At 61.2% G+C, this 26,235-nt stretch carries 24 protein-coding genes; 21 read left to right on the top strand and 3 right to left on the bottom strand.

Features of this window, described 5'->3' with window-relative positions; all coding sequences use genetic code 11:
- Positions 1–939, bottom strand: coding sequence for a site-specific integrase (locus AC3WRD_RS07065; RefSeq protein ID WP_310650451.1), 939 nt, complete (start codon positions 937–939; stop codon positions 1–3).
- Between the two features lie 372 nt (positions 940–1,311).
- On the opposite strand from AC3WRD_RS07065, the gene arnB reads away from it, so the two are divergent.
- The 10 genes from arnB (at position 1,312) to AC3WRD_RS07015 (ending at position 12,303) form a co-directional block, all read left to right on the top strand.
- A complete protein-coding gene (gene arnB, locus AC3WRD_RS07060) occupies positions 1,312–2,460 on the top strand; it encodes a UDP-4-amino-4-deoxy-L-arabinose aminotransferase (protein WP_102620029.1) in 1,149 nt (382 codons plus the stop codon).
- Positions 2,457–3,482, top strand: a complete 1,026-nt coding sequence (gene arnC / locus AC3WRD_RS07055; RefSeq protein ID WP_096821458.1) for an undecaprenyl-phosphate 4-deoxy-4-formamido-L-arabinose transferase — start codon at positions 2,457–2,459, stop codon at positions 3,480–3,482. The genes arnB and arnC overlap by 4 nt, the downstream gene beginning before the upstream one ends.
- The gene (gene arnA, locus AC3WRD_RS07050; RefSeq protein ID WP_102620030.1) at positions 3,479–5,470 is read left to right on the top strand and encodes a bifunctional UDP-4-amino-4-deoxy-L-arabinose formyltransferase/UDP-glucuronic acid oxidase ArnA; all 1,992 of its coding nucleotides are present in this window, start codon (positions 3,479–3,481) and stop codon (positions 5,468–5,470) included. The genes arnC and arnA overlap by 4 nt, the downstream gene beginning before the upstream one ends.
- Entirely contained in the window at positions 5,470–6,354 is an 885-nt protein-coding gene (gene arnD, locus AC3WRD_RS07045) for a 4-deoxy-4-formamido-L-arabinose-phosphoundecaprenol deformylase (RefSeq protein ID WP_102620031.1), read from the top strand. Before arnA ends, arnD begins: the two co-directional genes overlap by 1 nt.
- Entirely contained in the window at positions 6,351–8,000 is a 1,650-nt protein-coding gene (gene arnT / locus AC3WRD_RS07040; RefSeq protein WP_096821461.1) for a lipid IV(A) 4-amino-4-deoxy-L-arabinosyltransferase, read from the top strand. The genes arnD and arnT overlap by 4 nt, the downstream gene beginning before the upstream one ends.
- Positions 7,997–8,341 (top strand): 4-amino-4-deoxy-L-arabinose-phosphoundecaprenol flippase subunit ArnE, encoded by a 345-nt coding sequence (gene arnE / locus AC3WRD_RS07035; protein WP_065257283.1) that lies wholly within the window; start codon positions 7,997–7,999, stop codon positions 8,339–8,341. Before arnT ends, arnE begins: the two co-directional genes overlap by 4 nt.
- Positions 8,338–8,751: a 4-amino-4-deoxy-L-arabinose-phosphoundecaprenol flippase subunit ArnF gene (arnF, locus tag AC3WRD_RS07030; RefSeq protein WP_102620032.1), complete on the top strand. Its 414-nt coding sequence runs from the start codon at positions 8,338–8,340 to the stop codon at positions 8,749–8,751. Before arnE ends, arnF begins: the two co-directional genes overlap by 4 nt.
- On the top strand, positions 8,748–10,127 hold the full coding sequence (locus AC3WRD_RS07025) for a UDP-glucose dehydrogenase family protein (RefSeq protein WP_096821463.1): 1,380 nt from the start codon (positions 8,748–8,750) through the stop codon (positions 10,125–10,127). The genes arnF and AC3WRD_RS07025 overlap by 4 nt, the downstream gene beginning before the upstream one ends.
- Positions 10,124–11,722: an ArnT family glycosyltransferase gene (locus AC3WRD_RS07020; RefSeq protein ID WP_102620033.1), complete on the top strand. Its 1,599-nt coding sequence runs from the start codon at positions 10,124–10,126 to the stop codon at positions 11,720–11,722. The genes AC3WRD_RS07025 and AC3WRD_RS07020 overlap by 4 nt, the downstream gene beginning before the upstream one ends.
- Positions 11,723–11,784: 62 nt before the next feature.
- Positions 11,785–12,303 (top strand): GNAT family N-acetyltransferase, encoded by a 519-nt coding sequence (locus tag AC3WRD_RS07015; RefSeq protein ID WP_102620034.1) that lies wholly within the window; start codon positions 11,785–11,787, stop codon positions 12,301–12,303.
- 1 nt (position 12,304) lies between these two features.
- Here AC3WRD_RS07015 and AC3WRD_RS07010 read toward each other — a convergent pair whose 3' ends face one another.
- Positions 12,305–13,270 carry a LysR family transcriptional regulator gene (locus tag AC3WRD_RS07010; RefSeq protein WP_096821466.1) on the bottom strand — a complete coding sequence of 322 codons (966 nt, stop codon included), beginning with the start codon at positions 13,268–13,270 and terminating at the stop codon, positions 12,305–12,307.
- Between the two features lie 310 nt (positions 13,271–13,580).
- Here AC3WRD_RS07010 and argH point away from each other — a divergent pair, with 310 nt between their 5' ends.
- The 9 genes from argH (at position 13,581) to AC3WRD_RS06965 (ending at position 22,977) form a co-directional block, all read left to right on the top strand.
- Positions 13,581–15,008, top strand: coding sequence for an argininosuccinate lyase (gene argH, locus AC3WRD_RS07005; RefSeq protein WP_102620035.1), 1,428 nt, complete (start codon positions 13,581–13,583; stop codon positions 15,006–15,008).
- A gap of 61 nt (positions 15,009–15,069) precedes the next feature.
- A complete protein-coding gene (locus AC3WRD_RS07000; protein WP_096821468.1) occupies positions 15,070–15,948 on the top strand; it encodes an amino acid ABC transporter permease in 879 nt (292 codons plus the stop codon).
- A 20-nt stretch (positions 15,949–15,968) separates the two neighbouring features.
- Positions 15,969–16,733 carry an amino acid ABC transporter ATP-binding protein gene (locus tag AC3WRD_RS06995; protein ID WP_096821469.1) on the top strand — a complete coding sequence of 255 codons (765 nt, stop codon included), beginning with the start codon at positions 15,969–15,971 and terminating at the stop codon, positions 16,731–16,733.
- Between the two features lie 39 nt (positions 16,734–16,772).
- Positions 16,773–17,597 (top strand): ABC transporter substrate-binding protein, encoded by an 825-nt coding sequence (locus AC3WRD_RS06990; RefSeq protein WP_102620036.1) that lies wholly within the window; start codon positions 16,773–16,775, stop codon positions 17,595–17,597.
- Between the two features lie 258 nt (positions 17,598–17,855).
- Complete coding sequence (locus AC3WRD_RS06985; RefSeq protein ID WP_102620037.1) at positions 17,856–18,704, top strand: polysaccharide deacetylase family protein; 849 nt, start codon at positions 17,856–17,858, stop codon at positions 18,702–18,704.
- Entirely contained in the window at positions 18,697–19,587 is an 891-nt protein-coding gene (locus AC3WRD_RS06980; RefSeq protein ID WP_102620038.1) for a polysaccharide deacetylase family protein, read from the top strand. Before AC3WRD_RS06985 ends, AC3WRD_RS06980 begins: the two co-directional genes overlap by 8 nt.
- Positions 19,584–20,936, top strand: a complete 1,353-nt coding sequence (locus tag AC3WRD_RS06975; RefSeq protein WP_102620039.1) for an MmgE/PrpD family protein — start codon at positions 19,584–19,586, stop codon at positions 20,934–20,936. The genes AC3WRD_RS06980 and AC3WRD_RS06975 overlap by 4 nt, the downstream gene beginning before the upstream one ends.
- Positions 20,937–20,952: 16 nt before the next feature.
- Positions 20,953–22,131, top strand: a complete 1,179-nt coding sequence (locus AC3WRD_RS06970; RefSeq protein WP_096821474.1) for an MFS transporter — start codon at positions 20,953–20,955, stop codon at positions 22,129–22,131.
- Positions 22,132–22,290: 159 nt separating this feature from the next.
- Positions 22,291–22,977, top strand: a complete 687-nt coding sequence (locus AC3WRD_RS06965) for an HPP family protein (RefSeq protein ID WP_102620040.1) — start codon at positions 22,291–22,293, stop codon at positions 22,975–22,977.
- Between the two features lie 33 nt (positions 22,978–23,010).
- Here AC3WRD_RS06965 and AC3WRD_RS06960 read toward each other — a convergent pair whose 3' ends face one another.
- Positions 23,011–23,490 (bottom strand): hypothetical protein, encoded by a 480-nt coding sequence (locus AC3WRD_RS06960; RefSeq protein WP_102620041.1) that lies wholly within the window; start codon positions 23,488–23,490, stop codon positions 23,011–23,013.
- A gap of 280 nt (positions 23,491–23,770) precedes the next feature.
- Here AC3WRD_RS06960 and AC3WRD_RS06955 point away from each other — a divergent pair, with 280 nt between their 5' ends.
- Positions 23,771–24,877, top strand: coding sequence for an enoyl-CoA hydratase/isomerase family protein (locus AC3WRD_RS06955; protein ID WP_102620042.1), 1,107 nt, complete (start codon positions 23,771–23,773; stop codon positions 24,875–24,877).
- 3 nt (positions 24,878–24,880) lie between these two features.
- Positions 24,881–26,032, top strand: coding sequence for an acyl-CoA dehydrogenase family protein (locus AC3WRD_RS06950; protein ID WP_102620043.1), 1,152 nt, complete (start codon positions 24,881–24,883; stop codon positions 26,030–26,032).
- Positions 26,033–26,235: the final 203 nt, after the last annotated feature.

The following is a 26,235-nucleotide window of genomic DNA, read 5'->3' as shown; positions in this document are numbered from 1 at the left end:
CTACAGATCGAAACGATCCACGGCGCGGCGCCGCTCGTTGTCGTCGCGCACGTCGTAGTTGGCGGTCGTCTGGATATTGCTGTGGTGCGCCAGTTTCTGGGCAATCGACAGGTCGTGCTCCTCGATCACCCGGGTGATGAATGAACGGCGGAAATCGTGGGGCATGATCTTCACCCCGACCTGCGTGCCGCGCTGGCGGGCGATGTAATAGATCGCATGTTTGGTGATGCGCTCGCGGGTGATGTGGCTGCCACGGCGGATGCGGTTGAACAGAAACGCATCGTCGCTTTCACCTTCCTTGAGCTCGGAACGGCGAAATTCCAGCCAGGTATTGAGTTTGGCGAACGCCCAGGCCGGTGCGTACTTGATCAGTTGCTTGTTGCCCTTGGCGTTGACGCACAGGCTGCGTTCAGTGAAATCCACCTGGTTCAAATCCAGGTCCACTGACTCGGATTTACGCATTCCGGTGCCGTACAACAGCGCAATCACGGCAGCGTCACGCAGCCCCTGCGGGCGCGGGTCGGCGGCGCAGACTTCCATCAGTTCGTGAATCAGCGTGCGCTTCAGATTGCGCCCCTGAGACAGTCGCGTGCCGGCGATGCCCTTGACCGAACGCATCTTCAAAAGATGATCCTGAGAGATCAGGCTCATGCGCCAGGCTTCGTTCATCACGCCGCGAATGGCATTTACATAAAGTGAAGAGGTGTTGGGGGCATAGTTGTCTGCACGCAATGCCGCGACTAACGCCACAACATCTTCGGGTTGTAAGGCGTGCCACGGAATGTCCTCGACATTCATGTCTTCAAAGCCGAGACGGTCGGCGGCATCCTGCAAAACGTAACGCATGGTGAGTTGGCTGGAGGGTGCCAGACGCGCCAGATACAAGGACAAAGGGTTACTTCTGATGGATTCTGAAGGGGTAACGGATAAGCTGCTCAAACGAAAGGCCTTGAGTAAAAACAGTCCAGCACAACAACTAACAACTGCAATGAACTTGATGTAAAGAAGAGTCTTGTAGTAGGACTTTTCCGATAAAACCGCAGAAGTCTGAACAGCGGCTGTATGAATTCCAGATAAACGATTCACCGACCGGTTTTTCATATTCCTTTCACAAAATCGGGAATAACCTTAGGTGGATAGGTCCTCAGTCGGTACCGCCCAACCTGCCGGGCAACGCCTGAAAAGTCAACCAACCCCCGACGTCTTGCTGCTCCAGCAACTCGTTGATGCAAAACCCGTTTTTTGTGTCTACGCTGGGATTGGATCCGATGAACAGATGGATCTGTCCATTTTTATCGCAATGAGGTGTCCATGAGTCAGGCGTTTCTCCCCTTCTCCCGCCCGAGTATTGGCGATGAGGAAATTGCGGCCGTCGAACAGGTACTGCGTTCAGGCTGGATCACCACCGGGCCGAAAAACCAGGCACTTGAAGAACAGTTCGCGCAGTACGTGGGTTGCAAGCACGCCGTTGCACTGTCGTCTGCCACCGGCGGGATGCACATCACCCTGCTGGCCCTGGGCATTGGCCCTGGCGATGAAGTCATCACGCCTTCGCAGACCTGGGTCTCCACCGGCAACATGATTTCCCTGCTCGGTGCCACGCCGGTGTTCGTCGATGTCGACCGCGACACCCTGATGACCGACGCGGCCCGCATCGAAGCGGCCATCACGCCGCGCACCAAAGCCATCATTCCCGTGCATTACGCCGGCGCCGCGTTCGATCTCGATCCGCTGTATGCCCTGGCCGACAAGCATGGCATCGCAGTCATCGAAGACGCCGCCCACGCTGCCGGCACCCGCTACAAGGGCCGCCACGTCGGCTCCCACGGCACGGCGATCTTCTCGTTCCACGCGATCAAGAACATGACCTGCGCCGAAGGCGCGATGTTCGTCACCGACGATGAAGCCCTGGCCGCCCGTGTACGCATGCTCAAGTTTCACGGTCTGGGCGTCGATGCCTACGACCGCCTGACTGGTGGCCGCAAACCGCAGGCCCAAGTCATTGAGCCAGGCTTCAAGTACAACCTGTCCGACATCAACGCCGCGATTGCCCTGGTGCAACTGCAGCGTCTGGACGCCATCAACGCCCGCCGTACTGAACTGGCCACCCAATACCTGCAAAAACTCGAAGGTCTGCCGGTGCAACCGCTGGCCGTGCCGCAGTACGCCCAGCAGCACGCCTGGCACCTGTTCATCCTGCGCATCGACAGCGAGCGCTGCGGGATGGATCGCGAAGCCTTCATGAAAGGTTTGCAGGAGCAAGGCATCGGCACCGGTATCCATTTCATTGCCACCCACCTGCACACCTGGTATCGCCAGCGTGACCCTGATTTGTATCTGCCCAACACCGAATGGAACTCGGCGCGGCTGTGCTCGATTCCGCTGTTCCCCGACATGACCGACCAGGATCTGGATCGTGTTGTCGGTGCCATCGCCACCCTTATGGACAAACGCTCGTGAGACCTTACCCGATAAAATGCGTGTCGATCGTCATCCCGGTCTACAACGAAGAGGACAGTCTGCCTGAGCTGCTTCGGCGCACAGAGGCGGCCTGCGCCCAACTCAAACATGACTACGAAATCGTGCTGGTCGACGACGGCAGTCGCGATGAGTCAGCCAACATGCTCGAGGAAGCCGCCGGACGTGAAAACAGCCCGTTCGTAGCCGTCATTCTCAACCGCAACTACGGTCAGCACGCGGCGATCATGGCCGGCTTCGAACAATGCAAGGGCGACGTGGTGATTACCCTCGACGCCGACCTGCAAAACCCGCCGGAAGAAATCCCGCGTCTGGTGGCCGAAGCCGAAAAAGGCTACGACGTGGTCGGCACCGTGCGCGGTAACCGTCAGGATTCGGCCCTGCGCCGCTATCCGTCGAAGCTGATCAACCTCGCCGTGCAACGCTCCACCGGCGTGGCCATGAGCGACTACGGCTGCATGCTGCGCGCCTATCGCCGCACCATCATCGACGCGATGCTCGCCTGCCGCGAACGCAGCACGTTCATTCCGATCCTGGCCAACAGCTTCGCCCGTCACACCACCGAAATCGTCGTGGCCCACGCCGAGCGTGAACACGGTGATTCTAAATACAGCCCGATGCGCCTGATCAACCTGATGTTCGATCTGGTGACCTGCATGACCACCACGCCGTTGCGTCTGTTGAGCATCGTCGGCTTCGCCATGGCCGGTCTGGGTGTGCTGTTCGCCGTTGCGCTGATCATCCTGCGCCTGGCGTTCGGCGCGGGCTGGGCCGGTGACGGCACTTTCGTACTGTTTGCGGTGCTGTTCGTGTTTACCGGTGGCCAGTTCATCGGTATGGGCCTGCTGGGTGAATACCTGGGGCGCATGTACAGCGACGTGCGAGCTCGCCCGCGTTTCTTCATTGAAAAGGTGTTGCGCAGTCAGCCGGCCTCCCCGGCACCTGCGGTCACCGTTGATGGTCTCTCTTCTACTTCCACTTCTTCCGATCAGGTTCTCTCATGAGTGCAAAAACCGTTGTCTTCGCTTACCACGATATTGGCTGCGCCGGCATTGAAGCCCTGTTGAACAGCGGCTACGACATTGCAGCAGTGTTCACTCACGCCGATGATCCGAAGGAAAACGCCTTCTACGCCTCGGTTGCGCAACTGTGCGCCAACAAGGGCATCCCGGTGCACGCGCCGGAAGACGCCAACCACCCGCTGTGGATCGAGCGCATCGCCAAGCTCGACCCGGATTACATTTTCTCGTTCTACTACCGCAACCTGCTGAGCGAGCCGCTGCTGGCCCTCGCCAAAAAAGGTGCGTTCAACCTGCACGGCTCGCTGCTGCCACGCTACCGTGGTCGCGCACCGGCCAACTGGGTGCTGGTCAACGGCGAAACCGAAACCGGCGTGACCCTGCACCGCATGGTCAAACGCGCTGATGCCGGCGCCATCGTCGCCCAGCAACGCGTGGCCATCGAGCGCAGCGATACCGGTCTGAGCCTGCACGCCAAGCTGCGCACCGCGGCCAGCGATCTGCTGCGTGACACCCTGCCGAACATGCTGCAAGGCAAGATCACCGAAACCCCGCAAGACGAATCCAAAGCCACCGTGTTTGGTCGCCGTACCCCGGCTGACGGCAAGCTGGTCTGGGCAAAACCGGCCGAAGAGCTGTTCAACCTGGTTCGCGCCGTGACCCGTCCATACCCGGGCGCCTTCTGCGCCGTGGGCGAGCACAAGCTGATCGTCTGGAGCGCCGAAGTCGTCAAGGGCAACGAAGGTCAGGCCCCTGGCCGCGTGATCAGCGTCGATCCGCTGCGCATTGCCTGCGGTGAAGACTCGCTGGTGATCAACGCCGGTCAGCGCAACGACAACGGCCTGTACCTGAGCGGCCCGCAACTGGCCAACGAGCTTGGTCTGGTAGACGGTTCGCTGCTGCGCGGCGCCGAGTCCGGCCGTGCACCACGCCGCACCCGCGTGCTGATCCTGGGCGTCAACGGTTTCATCGGCAACCACTTGTCCGAGCGCCTGCTGCGTGACGACCGCTACGAAGTCTATGGCCTGGACATCGGTTCCGACGCCATCTCCCGTCTGCGCGACCACCCGAACTTCCACTTCGTCGAAGGCGACATCAGCATTCACTCCGAGTGGATCGAGTACCACATCAAGAAGTGCGACGTGGTCCTGCCGCTGGTGGCCATCGCCACCCCGATCGAATACACCCGCAACCCGCTGCGCGTGTTCGAACTGGACTTCGAAGAGAACCTGAAACTGGTTCGCTACTGCGTCAAGTACAACAAGCGCGTGATCTTCCCGTCGACCTCCGAAGTCTATGGCATGTGCCAGGACAAGAATTTCGACGAAGACAGCTCCAACCTGATCGTCGGCCCGATCAACAAACAGCGCTGGATCTACTCGGTCTCCAAGCAACTGCTGGACCGCGTGATCTGGGCTTACGGTGCCAAAGGCCTGAACTTCACCCTGTTCCGTCCGTTCAACTGGATGGGCCCGCGCCTCGACCGTCTGGATTCGGCCCGTATCGGCAGCTCCCGCGCCATCACCCAGCTGATCCTGAACCTGGTGGAAGGCACGCCGATCCGCCTGTTCGACGGTGGCGAGCAGAAACGCTGCTTCACCGACATCGCTGACGGCGTCGAAGCCCTGGCACGCATCATCGATAACGACAACGATGTCTGCAACGGCCAGATCATCAACATCGGCAACCCGGAAAACGAAGCCAGCATCCGTCAACTGGGCGAAGAACTGCTGCGTCAGTTCGAAGCTCACCCGCTGCGCTCCAACTTCCCTCCGTTCGCCGGTTTCCGCGACGTGGAAAGCAAGGCGTTCTACGGTGCCGGTTACCAGGACGTGGAACACCGCAAGCCAAGCATCGCCAACGCCAAGCGCCTGCTGAACTGGGAGCCGACCGTGGAAATGCGCGAGACCATCGGCAACACGCTCGACTTCTTCCTGCGTGAAGCCATGCTCGAAATCGCGGACAAGCGTTAATGCAGGCAGGTCTTCGTATCGATGTCGACACCTACCGAGGCACCCGTGAAGGGGTGCCCCGGCTGCTGGAAATCCTCGACGAAGCGCAGGTCAAGGCAACGTTTTTCTTCAGTGTCGGCCCGGACAACATGGGCCGACATCTGTGGCGCCTGATCCGCCCGCAATTCCTCTGGAAAATGCTCCGTTCCAATGCTGCCGGCCTTTACGGCTGGGACATTCTGCTGGCCGGCACCGCCTGGCCGGGCAAGCCGATTGGTCGCGATCTCGGGCACCTGATGCGTCAGGCCCGGGACGCCGGTCATGAAGTCGGCCTGCACGCCTGGGATCACCATGGCTGGCAGGCCAATGCCGGCACCTGGAGCGACGCGCAACTGATCGAGCAGATCCGTCGCGGCGTCGACACCCTCAGCGACATCATCGGCGAGAAGATCCAGTGCTCGGCCGCCGCCGGCTGGCGTGCGGACGAACGCGTGATCGAAGCCAAGGAAACCTTCGGTTTTCGCTACAACAGCGACTGCCGCGGGCAACAGGTGTTTCGACCACTGTTGGCCGATGGTTCGGTGGGTGCGCCGCAGATTCCGGTGGACATGCCGACCTTCGACGAGGTGGTCGGCCCGACCGTAGCGGCGAAGGACTTCAACGCCTTCATCCTTGACCGGTTCCGCCCGGACAACCTCAACAACTACACCATTCATGCCGAAGTAGAAGGGATTCTGATGGCCGAAGAGTTTCGCCGTTTGCTGGCCGATGCACGCCAGCGACACATCGAGTTCAAACCTTTGGGCGACCTGTTGCCCGAGTTTCTCAACACATTGCCTGTCGGCCGTGTGCAACGTGGCGCCCTCGAAGGCCGTGAAGGCTGGCTGGGAGTGCAAGGCGCATGAGCAAACGCTGGGCATTACCGCTGCTGATCGGACTTTTTCTGCTGGCCTACCTGCTGCCGCTCGGCACGCATGGCTTGTGGATTCCCGATGAAACCCGTTACGCACAGATCAGCCAGGACATGCTGCTGAGCGGCAACTGGGTGTCCCCGCATTTCATGGGCCTGCGCTATTTCGAGAAACCGATTGCCGGTTACTGGATGATCGCGCTCGGCCAGGAATTGTTCGGGCAGAATCTGTTCGGTGTGCGTTTCGCCTCGGCCCTCAGCACCGGATTGAGTGTGCTGTTGTGCTTCCTGATCGCCCGCCGGTTGTGGAACGAGCCGCGCAAAAGCTTCATCTGCGCCCTCCTCTACATGAGCTTTACCGTCGTTGCCGGCCAGGCCGGTTACGCCAACCTCGATCCGCAGTTCACCTTCTGGGTCAACCTGAGCCTCGTAGCGCTGTGGTTTGCCGTCGACAGCCGCAGTACCGGGCAACGTCTGGCCAGTTGGGCGGTGTTGGGGCTGGCCTGTGGCATGGGGTTCATGACCAAGGGTTTTCTCGCCTGGCTGCTGCCGGTGCTGATCGCCCTGCCGTGGATGCTCTGGCAGAAGCGCTGGCGTGAGCTGCTGATCTACGGTCCGGTGGCGATTGCCGTCGCGATCATCGTCAGCCTGCCCTGGGTCCTCGCGGTTCATGCGCAGGAGCCGGACTACTGGCGGTTCTTCTTCTGGCACGAACACATCCGCCGCTTTGCCGGTGACGACGCTCAACACGATGCGCCGTGGTGGTTCTACCTGCCGTTGCTGGTCGCGTTCAGCCTGCCATGGGTCGGCATGCTGCCGCCGGCCTTCAAGCAGGCCTGGCAGACTCGTGCTCAACCGGGCATTGCCTTCCTGCTGCTGTGGCTGGTGATGCCGCTGGCGTTTTTCAGCCTGGCCAACGGCAAGCTGCCGACCTACATCCTGCCGTGCCTGCTGCCGCTGGCGCTGTTGCTGGGTCATGCACTGGCCGATCGTCTGCGTCTGGAACAAGGTCGGGCACTGAGCGTCAATGGCCTGCTGAACCTGGTGCTGGGCGTCATCACGCTGATCGCACTGGTTTACCTGCAATTGAAAAAACCGGTGTACGACCACGAACTGCACAGCATGGTGCTGGTGTTCATTGCCCTGATCGGCTGGATCATCGCCAACCTGGCGCAGGCGTTTCTGCCGCTGCAATGCTGGGCGGCTCCGGCCCTCGGCAGCCTGCTGCTGATCGGTGTGCTGCCGGCCGCGTTGCCGAAGTCCGTGGTGGCCAACAAGACCCCGGACCAGTTCATCCTGCATCACCTCGACGAACTGTCCGGCACCACTCACCTGTTGAGTAACGATCTGGGGGCCGCCTCGGCACTGGCCTGGCGCCTGAAGCAACCCAAGGTGGCGTTGTACAACACCGTGGGCGAGCTGAAATATGGCCTGTCCTATCCTGAAGGCGCCGAACAGCGGATCACCACTGATGAAGTCCAGCAGTGGGTGCGTGATGCCCGCCGCACCGGCTCGGTCGGCGTGGTCATGCGGGTCAAGGGCGACGACGAGCTGCACGAAGTCGACCTGCTGCCCAAGGACGGCACTCGTTATGAGCAGGGCAACCTGGTGATCATGGTCCTGCCCAAGGATCCGTCATGAGCTGGTTGCTGTTGCTGACCGCGTGTCTGCTGACGTGCCTGGGCCAGGTCGCGCAAAAGTATGCGGTGGAGAGCTGGCGCGGGGTCGACTCGTCCTGGGCCGACAAACTGCGTTCGCCGTGGCTGTGGCTGGCCCTGTTCGCACTGGGCTCGGGCCTGCTGGTCTGGCTGTTGGTGCTGCAACGCCTTGAAGTGGGCATCGCTTACCCGATGCTCAGCCTCAACTTTGTGCTGATTACGCTGATCGCGCGTTTCGTGTTTCGCGAACCGATCGATCGCCAGCACTGGATCGGTGTGGCACTGGTGATCGGCGGCGTGGCACTGCTGGGGCAACAGTCATGAGCCAGGGACGCGGCATCGGCTTCGCCCTTGGCAGCGTGTTGCTGGTCAGCGGCGCCCAACTGGGCATGCGCTGGAGCATGACGCGCCTGCCGCAGCCTGAACAATGGTTGTCCGCGCTGACCACCGGCAACGTCGATCTGACGGCGCTGGCGGTGGTGTTCACGGCCATTCTCGCCTATGCGCTGTCGATGCTCTGCTGGCTCGCCGCCCTGCGCGACCTGCCGCTGGGCCGGGCCTATTCACTGCTGAGCATCAGCTACGCGCTGGTGTATCTGCTGGCGGCCAGTCTGCCGCTGTTCAACGAATCCTTCAGTTTTACCAAATCACTGGGCGTGGCACTGGTCATGCTCGGCGTCATCACTATCAACACTCGTCCGGCAAAAGCGCCCGATTTGAGGAGTGCTCCATGAAAATCACAGTATTTGGAAGCGGTTACGTCGGCCTGGTGCAAGCCGCGGTTCTGGCCGAGGTCGGCCATGATGTCGTGTGCATGGATATCGATCAGAAGAAGGTCGAACTGCTCAGCCAGGGTCACGTCAGCATCTTCGAACCGGGGCTGTCGAGCCTGGTGCGTGAAGGCCTGGATTCCAGCCGCCTGCACTTCACGTCCGATGAAAAGTTTGCCGTACAGCACGGTCGCGTAGCGTTCATTGCCGTCGGCACTCCGTCCAGCGAGGATGGCTCGGCCGATTTGAAATACGTCCTGTCGGTGGGCGATGCCGTCGCTCGTCATCGTGAGCAGCCGCTGATCCTGGTCGAGAAATCCACCGTACCGGTCGGCACTGGCGACACCTTGCGTGCGCACATTCAGGCCGCGCTGGACAAGGCCGGGCGTGCACTGCAGTTCGATATCGTCTCCAACCCGGAATTCCTCAAGGAAGGTTCGGCGGTCTCCGACTGCCGTCGTCCGGACCGCATCGTCATCGGCTGCGAAGGCGATGACGTGCGCGACGTGATGCGCGACCTGTACTCGCCGTTCAACCGCAACCATGACCGCATCATGTTCATGGACCTGCGCAGCGCCGAACTGACCAAATACGCCGCCAACTGCATGCTGGCGACCAAGATCAGCTTCATCAACCAGATCGCCGAGCTGGCCGAACACCTGGGCGCAGACATCGAGTCGGTACGCCAGGGCATCGGCGCCGACACGCGCATCGGTTACCACTTCATCTACCCGGGCTGCGGTTACGGTGGCTCGTGCTTCCCCAAAGACATGCGCGCGCTGATCCACAGTGCCGAACAGGCACATTGCTCCAGCGACCTGCTGCAAGCGGTCGAAGCGATCAACGAGCGTCAGAAGCACAAACTGTTCGACCGCATCAATGCGTTCTACAAAGGTGATCTGCGCGGCAAGACCTTCGCCCTGTGGGGCCTGGCGTTCAAGCCGAACACCGACGACATGCGCGACGCGCCTAGCCGCGTACTGCTCGATTCGCTGTTTGCCGCCGGCGCCAGCGTTCGCGCCTTCGACCCGGAAGCGATGCAGGAAACCCAGCATCTGTACCCGAACGAAGAAAAACTGATGCTGATGGGCACCCCGGAATCGGTACTGTCCGGTTCCGACGCGCTGATCATCTGCACCGAATGGCAGCAGTTCAAGGCTCCGGACTTCGACCTGATCCAGCAACGCCTCAAGGACCCGGTGATTTTCGACGGCCGTAACCTGTACGACGCCGATCGCCTGGCACGCAATGGCTTCAAGTACTTCCCGATCGGCCGTGGGGATTCGCGCAAATTGCCGATCCCGCTGCAACAATGGCCTAACACTGCGGACGTCGCTTGATCCCGTTGTCGCCTGCCATCCGCCAGCAGTCCCTGATCGCAGGGCTGCTGGCACTGTTGTTGTTTATCGCCGGGGTTTACGGACAGGCACCCATTGGCTTCGATTCACGTTTTGTACTGTTTGCCCAGGAGATGCTGAGACACGGGCCGACGGTATTCCCGACCACGTATGGCCAGCCGTACGCCGATTATTCGGCGGTTTCGACGCTGTTCATCTGGCTGTTGTCGTTGCCCTTCGGCGCGATCAATACGCTGACGGCGTGGCTGCCCAGCGCCATCGCCGGCGGGGTGATCGTGACGTTGATGTACCGCTTGCTGGCGGTGCATTCGCAACGCTGGGCGTTGATCAGCATTGCGCTGCTGATGCTCACCAGCACCTTCGTTACGGAAGTCCGGGCGGTGTCGCAAGACCTGATGCTGGCTGCCGTGGCGCTGTCGGTGTTCTACCTGGGCTACGCTCACGACCATTTCGGCTCCGGCCGACGCTGGCCGTTGATCTTTGCCCTGTTGTTGCTGGGCTTCGGCATTCGCGGGCCGATCGGCCTTGTGGTGCCGACCGGCATGCTCTGCAGCTATTACCTGCTCAACCGCCAATGGGCACGGCTGTTCGTGTTCGGTGTACTGGCGTCGATCCTGCTCGCCGCCTGCGTCGGACTGCTGTTGTGGCTGGCCAAGCTCAGCGGTGGCGAGGCCTTTCTGCAAGACGTGATCCGCATGCAGTTCATGGGGCGCATGGATGGCAGTGAGGGCGTCAGCGGCTCGCTGTATTACTTCACCAGTTCGCTGGGCAACTACGCGCTGGCCTATCCACTGGCGCTGGTGGTCCTGGCGGCGGCATGGCTGAGCAAACCGCATCAGCGCGGGCCGGCGTTGCGGCTGGTGCAGTATTGCGCGGCGGCCGGGTTGATCGTGATGGTCGGCCTGTCGATTCCACAGGCGAAGAAGGCACGTTACCTGCTGCCGATGTTGCCGATGGCGGCGATCATCGCGGCGTACCCGTTTCAGGTGGCTCATGGTCGGGTGTTCGCGTGGTTGCGCGGGATCATTCAGGGGCTTTGGCTGCTGACGCCGGCGCTGCTGATGGTTGCGTTGCTGGTGGCGCAGCGCAGGTTTCCGGGCGTGCTGACCGGTGTCATGCCGGTGCTGATCGTGCTGGGCGTGCTGCAACTGCTGGCGTTGTCCCGACTGTGGAAATCGCGCTGGCGCGCTGAAGTGCTGGCCCTGAGCGCGGTGCTGGCGTTGTGGACGGTCTATGCGGCGGTGTTCGAGCCGGTAGAACGTGATCTCTACGACACCCGTGCCTTCAGTCGCGCTGCGTTCGCTCAGGTTCAACAGAACCCGGCACCGCTGGTGCTGCACGGCATGGGCAAAGACGCCAAGGCGATCAAGTTCATGGTCAACGTCGAACAGGACCTGCAACCGCAGTTCACCGAAACCGTTCAGCAACTGGAAGCGCTCAATGCCCCGGCCTGGCTGATCATGGACAGCAAGGACCTGCAATCGCTGCAAGGTACGCCGCTGGCCGGCCTGCAACCGGTATTGACCGGGCGTTTCGACAAGAACGATTACGTGCTGTTGTACCTGAAACCCTTGTAGACCTCGTTGAAGGCTGCGATCTTGCGGACTTTCCCAGGATCACAGCCTTCGGCAGTTAACGCATGACATTCACGCTTCGCCTCGCCCGGCCCGCCGACGCGGCCACCCTCCCCGCCATCGAACGCTCGGCCGCCGAGCTGTTCCGCCTCGACCCGACACTGGCCTGGCTCGCCGACAGCAATGTACCCGACGCCGCACAGCATTTGCAGGCCATCGAGCAGGGACATGTATGGGTCGCAGAAAATACTGTCGGACAACTTGCCGGTTTTTTAAGGGCCGTTGAAATCGACAACCAGTTGCACGTCGAAGAACTGTCCGTCAGCCAACACTTTCAGGGCCAAGGCATCGGTCGCAAGTTACTGTTGGGCGTGATTGAACACGCGCGACGGCAACAACTTGAGGCGATCACGTTGACCACTTTTCGCGACCTGCCGTGGAATGCGCCGTTCTATCAACGAATGGGTTTCGTGCCATTGAACGAAGTGGATGCCGGACCGCGTTTGATCGAGGTACTCAACGACGAAATCGCCCACGGTTTGCCCGGTGAGCGACGTTGCGCGATGCGATTGATGCTCGGCTGAATTACAGCGGCGCCTTCAGATCAACGCCCAACGCCTGAGCGAACGCCTTCACCAACGGACTGCGCACGGTGTTGTGACGCAGGATCAGATTGAACGGCGTGGCGATGTTGATTCGCTCCGGCAGCACTGCACGAAACTGCCCCGCCGCCACCAGCGTGGCCGCGTAATGCCGGGGCAGGAAGCCTACGAAGCGCCCGGTCTTGATCAGCAGCGCTACGGCTTCGACCTGGGTCGCCGAGGCGGAAAAACTGTCGTAGCGGGCAAAATTGAGTTTGTCGCGATGGATCGCGTAGCGGTGGTTGATGCACTCGTAATCCTGCAGCACGTCGCTGTTCATTTGTGCTTCCGGCATGTCGAACAACGGATGGCCGACAGCGCAGTAAACCTCCGAACGTTCTTCATATAACGGGTAATAATCAAACTCTTCGCGCTTTTGATAGACCGGCACTATTCCCGCCACCAGGCGCCCCTCTACCACCCCTCTTTCCACCTCATCCAGCTGAGTGGCCTGAAGTTGAAACCTTACTTTCGGCGACTCTTCATTTATTCTTTTAAGCGCTGCAACTAACGGTGAATTAAGGTCACTGATCGTATTGTCGATCACCCCCACCCCAAGATCGCCGATAAGTTCGTTCTGTGCCGAACTAAGCCTATCCCGAAAGTTGTCGACCGAGGCGAACAGATCAATCGACGCCTGATACACCAGACGCCCTTCCTCGGTCAGGTGAAACCCCTCGCGACCCCGGGTACACAGGCGCATGCCGATGCGGATTTCCAGGTCGGAGATCTGCTTGCTGATGGCCGCAAGGCCCACGTTCAGCTCGTTTTGCGCGGCGCTGAAGCCTCCCGCCTCGACCACGGCCTTGAACACCTTGAGCAGTTTGAAATCCAGTCCGCTGAGGGCCAGCGGTGCTCGGTGAGCCGTTTTCAGCGGCGGGTTTCCGGAATTGGAAAGTGGGGTTTCCATAATGCTGATTTACCTCTGGCGCAATGTTCAACAATCTGTGTCCAACAACAAAAACATCGCCGGCTAATAATAATGATCACAGAAAACAAGCCTTGGCAACCGCCAAAAATTCCCGAACATCAGTGCCAACTCACTGATCGCCAAACATTAAAAGCTGACACTTCGATCAGCTCTTGTCTCTTTGCAACTGCCCTCTTGAAAACTGCTTTGGCCTGACTCTGTTCTCTGAGTCTGTCTGCTCACTTTTCAGCGTGTTCGACAGGCCATGCACACCGATTTCAGTTCGCGTTACCGACGAGGAAAACAACAAATGTCTCAAACCACCGACCGTCTCTGGGGTGCCCGTTTCAAAAGCGGCCCGTCCGCAGCCCTGGCGGCCCTGTCCCGTTGCCCCGAGCGCTATTTCCGCCTGACGCCGTACGATCTGGCCGGCTCCAAGGCCCACGCCGGGGAACTGCAACGTGCCGGCCTGCTGGATGAGCAGGAAACCCGCACGATGATCGAAGCCCTGGACGGCATCGGTGCCGATTTTGCTGCCGGGCGCATTGCCCCGACGCTGGACGACGAAGACGTTCACACCTTCATCGAGCGCCTGCTGACCGAACGCCTCGGTGCACTGGGCGGCAAGCTGCGCGCCGGCCGTTCGCGCAACGACCAGACCGCCAACGACCTGCGCCTGTTCCTGCGGGATCACGTGCGCACCCTGGCTGTGGAAGTCCTGGCCCTGCAAACGGCGCTGGTGAATCAGGCCGAGCAGCACGTCGACAGCATCTGTCCGGGTTTCACCCACCTGCAGCAGGCGCAGCCAATCGTGTTTGCCCATCACTTGCTGGCCCACGCCCAATCGATGCTGCGTGACGTGCAGCGCCTGGTGGACTGGGACAACCGCACTTCGCTGTCGCCCCTCGGTGCAGCAGCCATGGCCGGTTCCGCCATCGCTCGCCAGCCGCAGCAATCAGCGAAGGAAATGGGTTACGCCGGGGTCTGCGAAAACTCCATCGACGCCGTGGCCAGCCGCGATCACGTCGCCGAATTCCTGTTCATCGCCAGCATGCTCGGGATCAACATCTCGCGTCTGGCCGAAGAATTCTGCCTGTGGTCGTCGCGCCAGTTCCGCTGGGTCGATCTGGATGACGCCTATGCCACCGGCAGCTCGATCATGCCGCAGAAGAAGAACCCGGACATCGCCGAACTGGCGCGGGGCAAGGCAGGCCGTCTGATCGGCAACCTGACCGGCCTGCTGTCGACGCTCAAATCCTTGCCGCTGTCGTACAACCGCGACCTGAGCGAAGACAAGAACGGCGTGCTCGACAGCGTCGACACCCTGCTGCTGGTACTGCCGGCCATGGCCGGGATGGTTGCGACCATGACCGTCAACGTCGAGGAACTGCGTCGTCAGGCGCCGCTGGGTTTCACCCTGGCTACCGAAGTTGCCGACTGGCTGGCGGTGCGCGGCGTGCCATTCAAGGAAGCCCACGAAATCACCGGGGCGCTGGTGCAGGCCTGCGAGAAACACAGCCTCGAATTGTGGGAAGCCTCGCCGGCGCTGCTGGCCGAAATCGACCCGCGCCTGACGGCGGACGTGCGCGACAGCCTGACCCTGGAAGCCGCCATCGCTGCCCGCAGCGGTTGGGGCGGCACCGCGCCGCAGCAAGTGCGCGAGCAGATCGGCCGACTGAAAACCGCCCTCGCTGCGCAGCAACAGTGGACCGAAAACTACCAAGGCTTCCGCCTCTAAGCCGGATCCCCCTCCTACCGGGAGGGGGTTGATCTGAAAGTACAGTGTACGGAGAAACACCATGAGCCAGACTCAGGCAGAACGACTCCAGGCGGAGCGCAAACTGGCGGAAAACCAGTTCGACATCACCCAATACCAGCACGTGCCACGGCGCTATTACGGGCGGATCTTCTTCGCCACGTTGATTGTGATCGCGATCATCGGTCTGGTGCGGGCCTTCGCCGAAGGCAAGATCGAATGGTCGTACATCGGCCAGTTCCTGACTTCCGAAGCGATCATGTGGGGCCTGCTCAACACGATCATCATGGCCGTGCTGGCCATGGCGCTGGGCATCGTGTTCGGGGTGATCACCGCGATCATGCGCATGTCGGCCAACCCGATCCTGCGCTACGTGGCGCTGACCTACACCTGGCTGTTTCGCGGTACGCCGCTGATTCTGCAACTGCTGTTGTGGTTCAACCTGGCGCTGATCTTCCCCACCATCGGCATTCCCGGCCTGTTCGAACTCGACACCGTGAGCCTGATGACGCCGTTCGTGGCCGCCCTGCTCGGCTTGAGCATCAACCAGGGCGCCTACACCGCCGAAGTGGTGCGCGCCGGCCTGCTGTCGGTGGACACCGGCCAGTACGAAGCGGCCAAGTCGATCGGCATGCCGCGCCTGCAAGCGCTGCGCCGGATCATCCTGCCGCAGGCCATGCGGATCATCATTCCGCCGGTCGGCAACGAGTTCATCGGCATGGTGAAAATGACCTCGCTGGCGAGCGTGATCCAGTACTCGGAACTGCTCTACAACGCCCAGAACATCTACTACGCCAACGCCCGGGTCATGGAGCTGCTGATCGTCGCCGGTATCTGGTACCTGGCCACCGTTACCGTCCTGTCCTTTGGTCAAAGCCGTCTGGAGCGTCGTTTCGCTCGCGGCGCCGGCAAGCGCTCGTAAGCCGCGCAGGAGAATCGAACATGAGAAGCATCGTCAAGGCTGTGGCCCTGAACAAATATTACGACCAGTACCACGCGCTCAAGGACATCAACATCGAGGTCGAGCAAGGCGAAGTGCTGTGCATCATCGGCCCGTCCGGCTCGGGCAAGAGCACCCTGCTGCGCTGCGTCAATCAGCTGGAAAAGATCGACAAGGGCGGCCTCTGGGTCGATGGCGAACTGGTGGGCTACCGCGTCGTCGGGCACAAGCTGCACGAACTCAACGAGTCGCAGATCGCCCGTCAGCGCCTGGCCACCGGCATGGTGTTCCAGCGCTTCAACCTGTTTCCGCACATGACTGTGCTGCAAAACATCATCGAAGGCCCGTGCCAGGTGCTCAAGCGTTCGCCCAAGGAGGCGCACGAAGAAGCCCTGGAACTCTTGGCCCGGGTCGGCCTGGCCGACAAACGCGACAGCTACCCGATCGAGTTGTCGGGCGGTCAGCAGCAACGGGTGGCGATTGCCCGCGCCCTGGCCATGCGACCCAAGCTGATGCTGTTCGATGAACCCACTTCGGCACTCGACCCGGAACTGGTCGGTGAGGTGCTGTCGGTGATGCGCGATCTGGCGCAGACCGGCATGACCATGATCGTCGTCACCCATGAACTGGGCTTCGCCCGGGAGGTTTCCAACCGCATGGTGTTCATGGACGGCGGGCAGATCGTGGAGGCTGGAAGCCCCGAAGAAATACTAATAAGTCCGCAAAACCCGCGCACCCAAAGCTTCATTTCTGCCGTTCGAACCTGAGGCCCCTTTGGCCTTCACAACACTCATAAGAGAACGTCCATGAAGAACTTCGTTATCCCAGCAGTACTCGCAGGCCTGATGGCTTCCAGCGTCAGCTTCGCCGCCGAATTGCCGGCCGGCATCAAGGAAAAAGGCGAGATCGTCGTCGCGATCATGCCCAACTACCCGCCGATGGATTTCAAGGACCCGGCCACCAACAAGCTCACCGGTCTGGACTACGACCTGGGCAACGCCTTGGCCGAGCGCCTCGGGATCAAGATCAAGTGGCAGGAAACCGGCTTCGAGCAAATGATCAACGCCCTGACCACCGACCGCGTCGACATCGTGCTGTCGGGCATGACCGACACCGCCGAGCGTCAGGCCAGCGTGACCTTCGTCGACTACTTCACCAGCGGCCCGCAGTTCTACACCTTGCAGAAGAACACCGCGACCAACGAAATCACCGACCTGTGCGGCAAGAAAGTCGGCACCAGCCGCCGCACCACGTTCCCGGCGGAAATCGCCGAGTGGAGCAAGGAGCACTGTGAAGCGGCAGGCAAACCGGCGATCAACGTGATCGGCACCGAAGGCTCGGCCGACGCCCGTGCCCAACTGCGTCAGAGCCGTATTGATGCGGCGATGCAGGGCAGCGAGACCCTGTCGTACCTCAAGACCCAGGAAAAGGACATGTACAAGACAGTCGGCCAGCCGATCTCCGTGCAGTTCACCGGGCTGGGTGTGAGCAAGAAGAAACCTGAGCTGAGTGAAGCGGTGAAAGTGGCGTTGCAAAGCATGGTGGATGACGGCAGCTACAACGCGATTCTGAAGAAGTGGGATCTGGAGCTGGGTGCGATCAAGGAAGTGACCATTAACGCCGGCAAGTAAACCTCGAGATCGCTTCCCCCTCACCCCAGCCCTCTCCCCCAAGGGGGGCGAGGGGGAAAGGGAGCCGATCTTCATGCTGTTCAAAGCCTGAGTTCGGCTTGGTTTTTCAGAAGCTGAGTTCAACTCGATTTTTCAGGTCGATGTAACTCTGAAGAACACCCCGATCGGCTCCCTCTCCCTCCGGGAGAGGGCTGGGGTGAGGGCTCGATCTGATCAACACCCAGGATCCAACTGACCAAACCCCGGAGCGTCACAACCATGTCCGCCCCTCAACAACCCACCTGGCCCGACCAGCACAAAGCCTGCCTCGCCCTGGCCTTCGACCTCGACGGCCCGACCGGCGATGCGATGCTCAACGGCTCGATCTGGCACAAACCCGAGTACTTCGGCTTCGGCGGCTACGGCCCCTACCGCGCCTTGCCGCGCCTGCTCGATCTGCTCGACACCTTCAAGATCCCGACCACCTTCTTCGTCCCCGCCTGGGTCGTGGAAAACTGGCCGAAACAATGCCAGGCCATCGTCGAGCGCGGCCATGAAGTCGCCTACCACGGCTACAAGCACGAATCCTTCTACGCCCTGACGCTGGATCAGCAGCAGGCCGTGATGAACAAATCCCGCGACGTCTTCTGGCAATACCTGCACATCCGCGCCGAGGGTTTTCGCACCCCGTCCGGTGATTGGCGTGCCGAAACCCCGGCGATGCTGGCCGACAACGGCGTCATCTATTCCAGCAGCATGCGCGGCGACGATCGTCCGTATCTGGTCAACGTCCCCGGCCACGACACCCCGCTGGTGGAGATCCCCGGCCGCTGGGAAATGGACGACTACGCCTCCCTCGCCTACACCCGCGCACCAAACTTCCCGTCCGGGCTCGACCGCACCGCCAGCTATGAGCTGACCCTCGACAACTGGCAACGCGAGTACGACGGCGCGATGGACGAGGGCCTGTGCCTGACCACCCTGTTCCACCCGAAAATCACCGGCAAACCGGGGCGCATCCTGTTGCTGGAGAAACTCTTCGAACACATGCGCCAGCGCGATGACGTGTGGTTCGCCACCTGCCGTGACGTCGCTCGCTGGTGGCTGAAGGAGCATCACCATGGCTGACGCTGACAACCTCTGGCCCGCCGGCAAACGCTGCGCGGTGGTGCTGACCGTCGATTACAACGACATCCACGGCATTCTCACCCAAGCTCCGGAAGTTGCCGGGCGCGACAAGACGCTGTCGGTGTGGCGCTACGGCACGCAACGGGGCGTCGAGCGTTTGCTCGGACTGTTCAGGGAACTCGGGGTGCGCAGCAGCTGGTTCGTGCCCGGCATCGTCGCCGAGGAAAACCCGCAGCACATCGCCGCGATTCAGGCGGACGGCCATGAAATCGCCTGCGCCGGTTACCGCCATCAGGATTACGACACGCTGGATCTGACGGCGCAAAGCGCGGAAGTCGCCAAGGGTTGTGCAGCGCTGGAAGCACTGACCAGCGTGCGTCCGACCGGTTTCCGGATCCCTGCGGGCAACGGCGCGCCGGGATTCATCGAAGCCTTGAAAGATCACGGCATTCACTGGTCTTCCTCATGGCGTGGCGATGACCTGCCGTTCTGTCACCCGACCGCGCCCGACGTGGTCGAGCTGCCGCTGCATTACGAACTGGAAGACGAACCCTACTTCGCCTTCAACCTGAGCCCGGCCGTGCCGCCGGCACAATCGCGAATCGCTTCCTACAGCCACACGCTCGGTAACCTGCAAATGGACTTCGCCGGGTTCCACCGCTTCGGCCTGTGCTACGTGCTGCGCCTGCACCCGGAAATCATCGCCACGCCGGGGCGTATCGGTGTGTTGCGTGAATTGCTGCAAGGCATTCAGCAGCACGACGACGTGTGGATCGCCACCGGCGCCGAAGTCGCACAATGGTGGTCGCAAACGGCGGCGCCGGTCGCGCAGGATCACCCGGCCTCCGTGTATGAGCGCCATTATCGGGACTACCTCGTATGACCCAACGCATGCAGCGGCTGGCGCAGTTTTGCGTCGAGACCCGGTTTGAAGATCTGCCCCCGGCGTTGGTGGAACAGGCCAAGCGACACATTCTCGATACCTTCGGTGCCGCGCTGGCCGGGGCGGACAGTGCGGTCGCGCTTCAGGCTCGGCAGGTGTTCGGCGCCGAACCAGGCACCGCACTGGTCTGGGGTTCATCACTGCGTGTCGGCGCCGGGCATGCAGCATTGCTCAACGGCATCGCCGCCCATGCGCTGGAACTGGACGACACCGGCGGTTGCGATCATTCCGGCGCGGTGGTGCTGCCGGCGGTGATGGCGGCGCTGTCACTGGTGGATCGGCCGGTGGACGGTCGCGAGTTCATCACCGCCGTGGTGATCGGCTACGAAATCGGTCGACGGGTTCTGGAAGCCTGCGGCAGTTATTCCGCGCACAACGGCGCCGGTTGGCACTCCACCGCCACCTGCGGCGTGTTCGGCGCGGCGGCGGCCTGTGCGCGGATCTTTGCCCTGGATGCAGGGCAAACCGTATCGGCGCTGGGCATCGCCGGCAGTTTCAGCGGCGGGTTGTGGGCGTTCATCCATGACGGTTCGCAAAGCAAGAAACTGCACAGTGGCCGTGCGGCCGAAGGTGGTCTGCTGGCGGCGCGTTTTGCTCGCGAAGGCGTCAGCGGGCCATCGGTGTTGTTCGACGATGTCTGGGGTGGATTTCTCAAGACCCTCGCGCCGGGTAGCGCGCAACCGGATGCATTGGACGCCGAGTTGGGACAGGTCTGGAAACTCGCGCGCTGTTCGATCAAACCCTACGCCGCCTGCCGTGGCACCCACTCGGCGATCGATGCGCTCGGCTTGTTGCTGGAGCAATTGCAGGTCGACGCCGATCAGGTGGAAGACGTCCAGGTGAATCTGTGCAGTTTTCTGCTCGACATGTGCGGCGGTCGCGACACCCGCAGCCTGGCCGCCGCGCAGATGAGTCTGCCCTACGCCCTCGCCGCGCGACTGGTGCACGGCCATTGCCGGCTCGAGGCTTACGATGAGCAGCCACGCAACGATCCGCGCATTGCTCAATGGCTGACGCGCATTCGCCTTGAAGTGGATGAGCGTCTGTCGGAGGATGGCGAGCCGGTGGTCATTGTTCGAACCCGCGACGGGCGTCAGGCGAGCCTGTGTGTCGAGGTGCCGCTGGGCGCGCCGGGCAATCCGCTGAGCGAGCCGGCGCTGGAGGAGAAGTTTCTCAGTCTGGCGTTGCGCGTGAGTTCAGCAGCCAAGGCTGAACGGCTGCTGGCGCAGTTGCGGCAACTGCAAACGCTGGATTCCGTGCGCGATCTCGAGCACCTGTTAACCGAATAAGGACATTTGATTTTCCGTGGCCACCTACTCGCTCGTTATCCGCCGCCTGATGATCGTTTCGCTGACGATTGTCGTCAGCCGCGCCATCACCAGTCCTTTGCTCACCTTGTTTTTGAGCAACAAGCTCGGCCTCAACCAACAGGACGTCGGGTTGTTGCTGGGCATCGCGGTGTTCATCGCCACCCTGCTTGCGCTGTACGGCGGCTACATCATCGACCGACTCGAGAAACGTCGGTTGCTGATTCTGGCGATGCTCTCCAGTGCAGTCGGCTTCGTGCTGCTGACCTTCGCCAAAGACCTGTACCTGACCACCGCGACCCTGGTCATCACCGAAACCGCCTCGGCGTTGTTCCTGATCGGTTCCAAGGCGATCCTCAGTGAAAACCTGCCCATGGGTCAGCGGGCCAAGGCGTTTTCCCTGCGCTACACCCTGACCAACATCGGCTACGCCACCGGCCCGATGCTGGGTGTAGTGATCGCCGGGGTGTACCCGATTGCGCCGTTCCTGATTGCCGCCGGTATCGCTTTCGGCAGCATCTTCCTGATGATCGGCATTCCCAAGGACGCCAGCCCGGTCGCCGCCATCGGCCAGCCGCAAAGCTTCCTGAAAACCCTGATTACCCTGAAAAACGACCGCACGCTGATCATGTTCACCTGCGGCTGTCTGCTCAGCACCGTAGTCCACGGGCGCTTCACCCTGTACCTGTCGCAATACCTGCTGGTGGTCGAAGACTCGCAGCGCGCCCTGCAAACCATGGCCGCCCTGCTCGCCTGCAACGCCATCGCGGTGATCCTGTTGCAGTACCAGATAGGCCGCTTTCTCAACCGGGAAAAACTGCGCTACTGGATTGCCGCCGGCACCAGTCTGTTCATCCTCGGCCTGATCGGTTTCAGCCTCGCCGACAGCCTGGTGAGCTGGTGCATCGCAATGTTCATCTTCACCCTCGGCGAGATGATCATTTATCCGTCGGAGTTCCTGTTCGTCGACACCCTGGCCCCGGAAGAATTGCGCGGCAGTTATTACGGCGCGCAGAACCTCGCCGCATTGGGCGGTGCGTTGAGTCCGGTGATCTGCGGTTTCCTGCTGATGCACACGCCGGCGCCGACCATGTTCTACGCGCTCAGCGCGCTGACCGCGATGGGCGGATTCCTGTGCTTCATGAGTGGACGGCGAGTGGCTTTACTTCATAAATAATGCATTGAAGATGCATTTATATGAATTTGTCAGCATCGAGATTGCTTGGCACACTGTGCACGTTCCTCCCCCAATAGTTGGAACACTTCGAAGGACTTTCCGGATTGACGGACAAGTCCTTTTTTTTGCCTTCAGTTTCCCCAAGAGGATCGGTTCTTCATGCTCGCTCGCTGGTTGCCCGCCGCCATCAACACCCGCCCCACCGAATGGAGCCGCGCCGCCATCGGTATGGCGCTGGGCACGTTGTTCAGTGTGTGGGCGTGCAGTCAGGTGTTCGGCATCGAAGTCGCCTACCACCTGATCGGCCCGCTGGGCGCCTCGGCGGTGTTGCTGTTCGCCGTGTCCTCCGGCGCCCTCGCCCAGCCGTGGTCGATCATCGGCGGCTACCTGTGTGCGGGTGTCGTGGCATTGCTGGTGGCCCACGTCCTCGGCCGAACCCTGGGCAGCGCTTGCCTGGCGGCGGGCATGGCACTGATCCTGATGTGCTGGCTGCGCTGCCTGCACCCACCGGCCGGCGCGGTGGCATTGACGATGGTGCTCGCCGACCCGACGACCATCGCCATGGACTGGAAAGCCCTGGAACCGGTGATGCTCAGCGCCGCCTGCCTGCTGCTCGCCGCACTGACGTACAACAACCTGACTCGGATCCGTTACCCGAAACGTCCCGCCGAGCCCGCGCCGGCCGTGGCACCGGTCGATATTCAGTCCATCACGGCTGACGACCTGAAACTGGCGCTGGCGGACATGGAGGCGTTTATCGATGTCACGCCGGAGGATCTGGAGCGGTTGATTCATGCCAGTGAACTGCATGCCAAGCGGCGGAGCATTGGTCAGGTGTTCACCTGAGCGCGACATATGGCGACAACGCCCCGCAAGCGATCAATCCGGCATCGACCGGATGATGTCCGTCAGATCCTCTTTGGTGATTTCATTGGCTTTGATAGCTGCGGCGATGTCTTTTTTCGAGAGAGGAAAACGTTGGAAAATGTCTTTCAACGCATCGGCATCGACGCTCGACAACCAACGAGGATCAATCAATGATCCTCCATACTCGGGCTTCATCGGCACTGGATCGCCGGCAATAACACCCTTGTGATTGAAAAAGACCATGTAACGACTAAAACCTTCGGGATAGCTTTTGTCGTAATAAAGCGTCGTGCTGACGGGCAGCACGTAATAGTGTTCATCATCGCCACGCCCCGCGATCAGCAAGGGTTCTTTGGTCCTGATCATCTCCATGCCATACGCCCTGGAAAGCCCGCCACGCAGGACAAACGCCAACGCTGCGACATTGATAACCGTCAGCAGCAGTAGCAACACAACGATCAGTCTGCCTGTTGAATACCTTGTTATTGACATGGTGCGCCTCCATTGCGCGTTGAGCTCTGGTGAAAAAAACACTGGGGTTCTGTTGCAGACGCTATTGAAGCGAAGGTCTGTCTGCCGGCTCGTCGCAACCGCCGCGCAGCCTAGCAGGCGCCAGCGCTCCGGCCACAATTTTTCATTTTGTGGTCAAGGCAAAAATGCAGACACCCCATGCACATATCCCCGTTGTACATGGCAAATTTGCACTGTTACGATCCGGTAACGCTCGCGCGCGAGCTTCTCGAATAAAGACAATAAAAGCAGGGAGTTAGTGATGACTGCTCAGGCTTCATCCCCGCGGACTTCGTCCATGGATGCCACGCCACACGAAGTGCTGGCCGAGGTTCGCAATCACATCGGTCATCTGACCCTCAATCGCCCCGCCGGCCTCAATGCCCTGACCCTCGACATGGTGCGCCAGCTCCAGCAATACCTGGACGCTTGGGCCGCTGATGCCGATATCCACGCGGTCGTGCTGCGCGGTGCCGGCGAGAAAGCCTTCTGTGCCGGTGGCGACATTCGTTCCCTGTACGACAGCCATAAAAGCGGTGACACGCTGCATGAAGATTTCTTCGTCGAGGAATACGCCCTCGACCTGACGATCCACCACTACCGCAAACCGGTGCTCGCGCTGATGGACGGTTTCGTCCTCGGTGGTGGCATGGGCCTGGTGCAAGGCGCCGATCTGCGGGTGGTCACCGAGAAGAGCCGACTGGCAATGCCGGAAGTGGCCATCGGGTATTTCCCGGATGTCGGCGGCAGTTATTTCCTGCCGCGCATTCCCGGCGAACTGGGCATTTACCTGGGCGTCAGCGGCGTGCAGATTCGTGCGGCGGATGCGCTGTATTGCGGCCTCGCCGACTGGTATCTGGACAGCAGCAAACTCGGCACCCTCGACGAGCAACTCGATCAATTGCAATGGCACGACACGCCGTTGAAAGACCTGCAAAGCCTGTTGGCCCGCCACGCCGTGCAAACCCTGCCGGATGCGCCGCTTGAAGCCTTGCGCCCGGCCATCGATCACTTCTTCGCCTTGCCAGATGTACCGAGCATCGTCGAGCAATTGCGCGCCGTGACCGTCGCCGACAGCCATGAATGGGCGACCACTACCGCCGACCTGCTGGAAACCCGCTCGCCGCTGGCCATGGGCGTGACCCTGGAAATGCTGCGTCGCGGCCGGCACCTGAGCCTGGAACACTGCTTCGCCCTCGAACTGCATCTGGATCGTCAGTGGTTCGAACGCGGCGACCTGATCGAAGGCGTGCGCGCCTTGCTGATCGACAAAGACAAATCACCACGCTGGAACCCGCCGAGCCTTGCCGCGCTGCACGCCGAGCACATCGCGAGTTTCTTCCACGGTTTCGCTGAGAGCGGGAGCTGAGCCATGCACGATCTCGAATTGACTGAAGACCAGGTAATGATCCGCGACATGGCCCGGGACTTCGCCCGTGGCGAAATCGCCCCCCACGCCCAAGCCTGGGAAAAGGCCGGCTGGATCGATGACGGTCTGGTGGCGAAGATGGGCGAACTCGGCCTGCTGGGCATGGTGGTGCCGGAAGAATGGGGCGGCACCTATGTCGACTACGTGGCCTATGCGCTGGCGGTGGAAGAGATTTCCGCCGGTGACGGCGCTACCGGCGCGTTCATGAGCATTCACAACTCGGTGGGCTGCGGGCCGGTGCTCAACTACGGCAGCGAAGAACAGAAACAGACCTGGCTCGCGGATCTGGCCAGTGGCGCGGTGATCGGCTGCTTCTGCCTGACCGAGCCCCAGGCCGGCTCCGAAGCGCACAACCTGCGCACCCGCGCCGAACTGCGCGACGGGCAATGGGTGATCAACGGCGCCAAGCAATTTGTCAGCAACGGCAAACGGGCGAAACTGGCGATCGTGTTTGCGGTGACCGATCCGGATCTGGGCAAGCGCGGTATCTCGGCGTTCCTCGTGCCGACCGACACACCGGGTTTCATCGTCGACCGCACCGAACACAAGATGGGCATCCGCGCCTCCGACACCTGCGCGGTGACGCTGAACAATTGCAGCATTCCCGAAGCGAATCTGTTGGGTGAACGCGGTAAAGGCCTGGCGATTGCCCTTTCCAACCTGGAAGGCGGACGCATCGGCATCGCGGCGCAAGCACTTGGCATCGCCCGTGCGGCGTTTGAAGCGGCGCTGGGTTACGCCCGTGATCGGGTGCAGTTCGGCAAGGCGATCATCGAGCACCAGAGCATCGCCAACCTGCTGGCGGACATGCAGATGCAGATCAACGCGGCGCGCTTGATGATCCTGCACGCGGCGCGGCTGAGGACGGCGGGTAAGCCGTGTCTGTCGGAGGCTTCGCAGGCCAAGCTGTTTGCTTCGGAAATGGCCGAGAAGGTGTGCTCGTCAGCGATTCAGATTCACGGCGGGTACGGGTATCTGGAGGATTATCCGGTTGAGAAGTACTACCGGGATGCGCGGATTACCCAGATTTATGAGGGGTCGAGCGAGATACAGCGGATGGTGATTGCTCGGGAGTTGAAGAACTATCAGTTGTGATAGGTCTGGAATCGGGTGTGGTGTGAGATCTTCTCCCCCTCACCCCAGCCCTCTCCCGGAGGGAGAGGGCGCCGACCGAGGTGTCTGGCGTCATACATCGACCTGAAAGATCGAGTCGATTATGGATTCACAGGCGATCTTTCAAGTCGGCGTATCTCTTCAATATCCCCCGGTCAGTCCCCTCTCCCTCCGGGAGAGGGCTA

This window comes from Pseudomonas sp. FW215-R2 (assembly GCF_058789255.1).
Note: the sequence above shows the minus strand (reverse complement) of the source record. Positions and strands in the feature narration are given on the sequence as shown.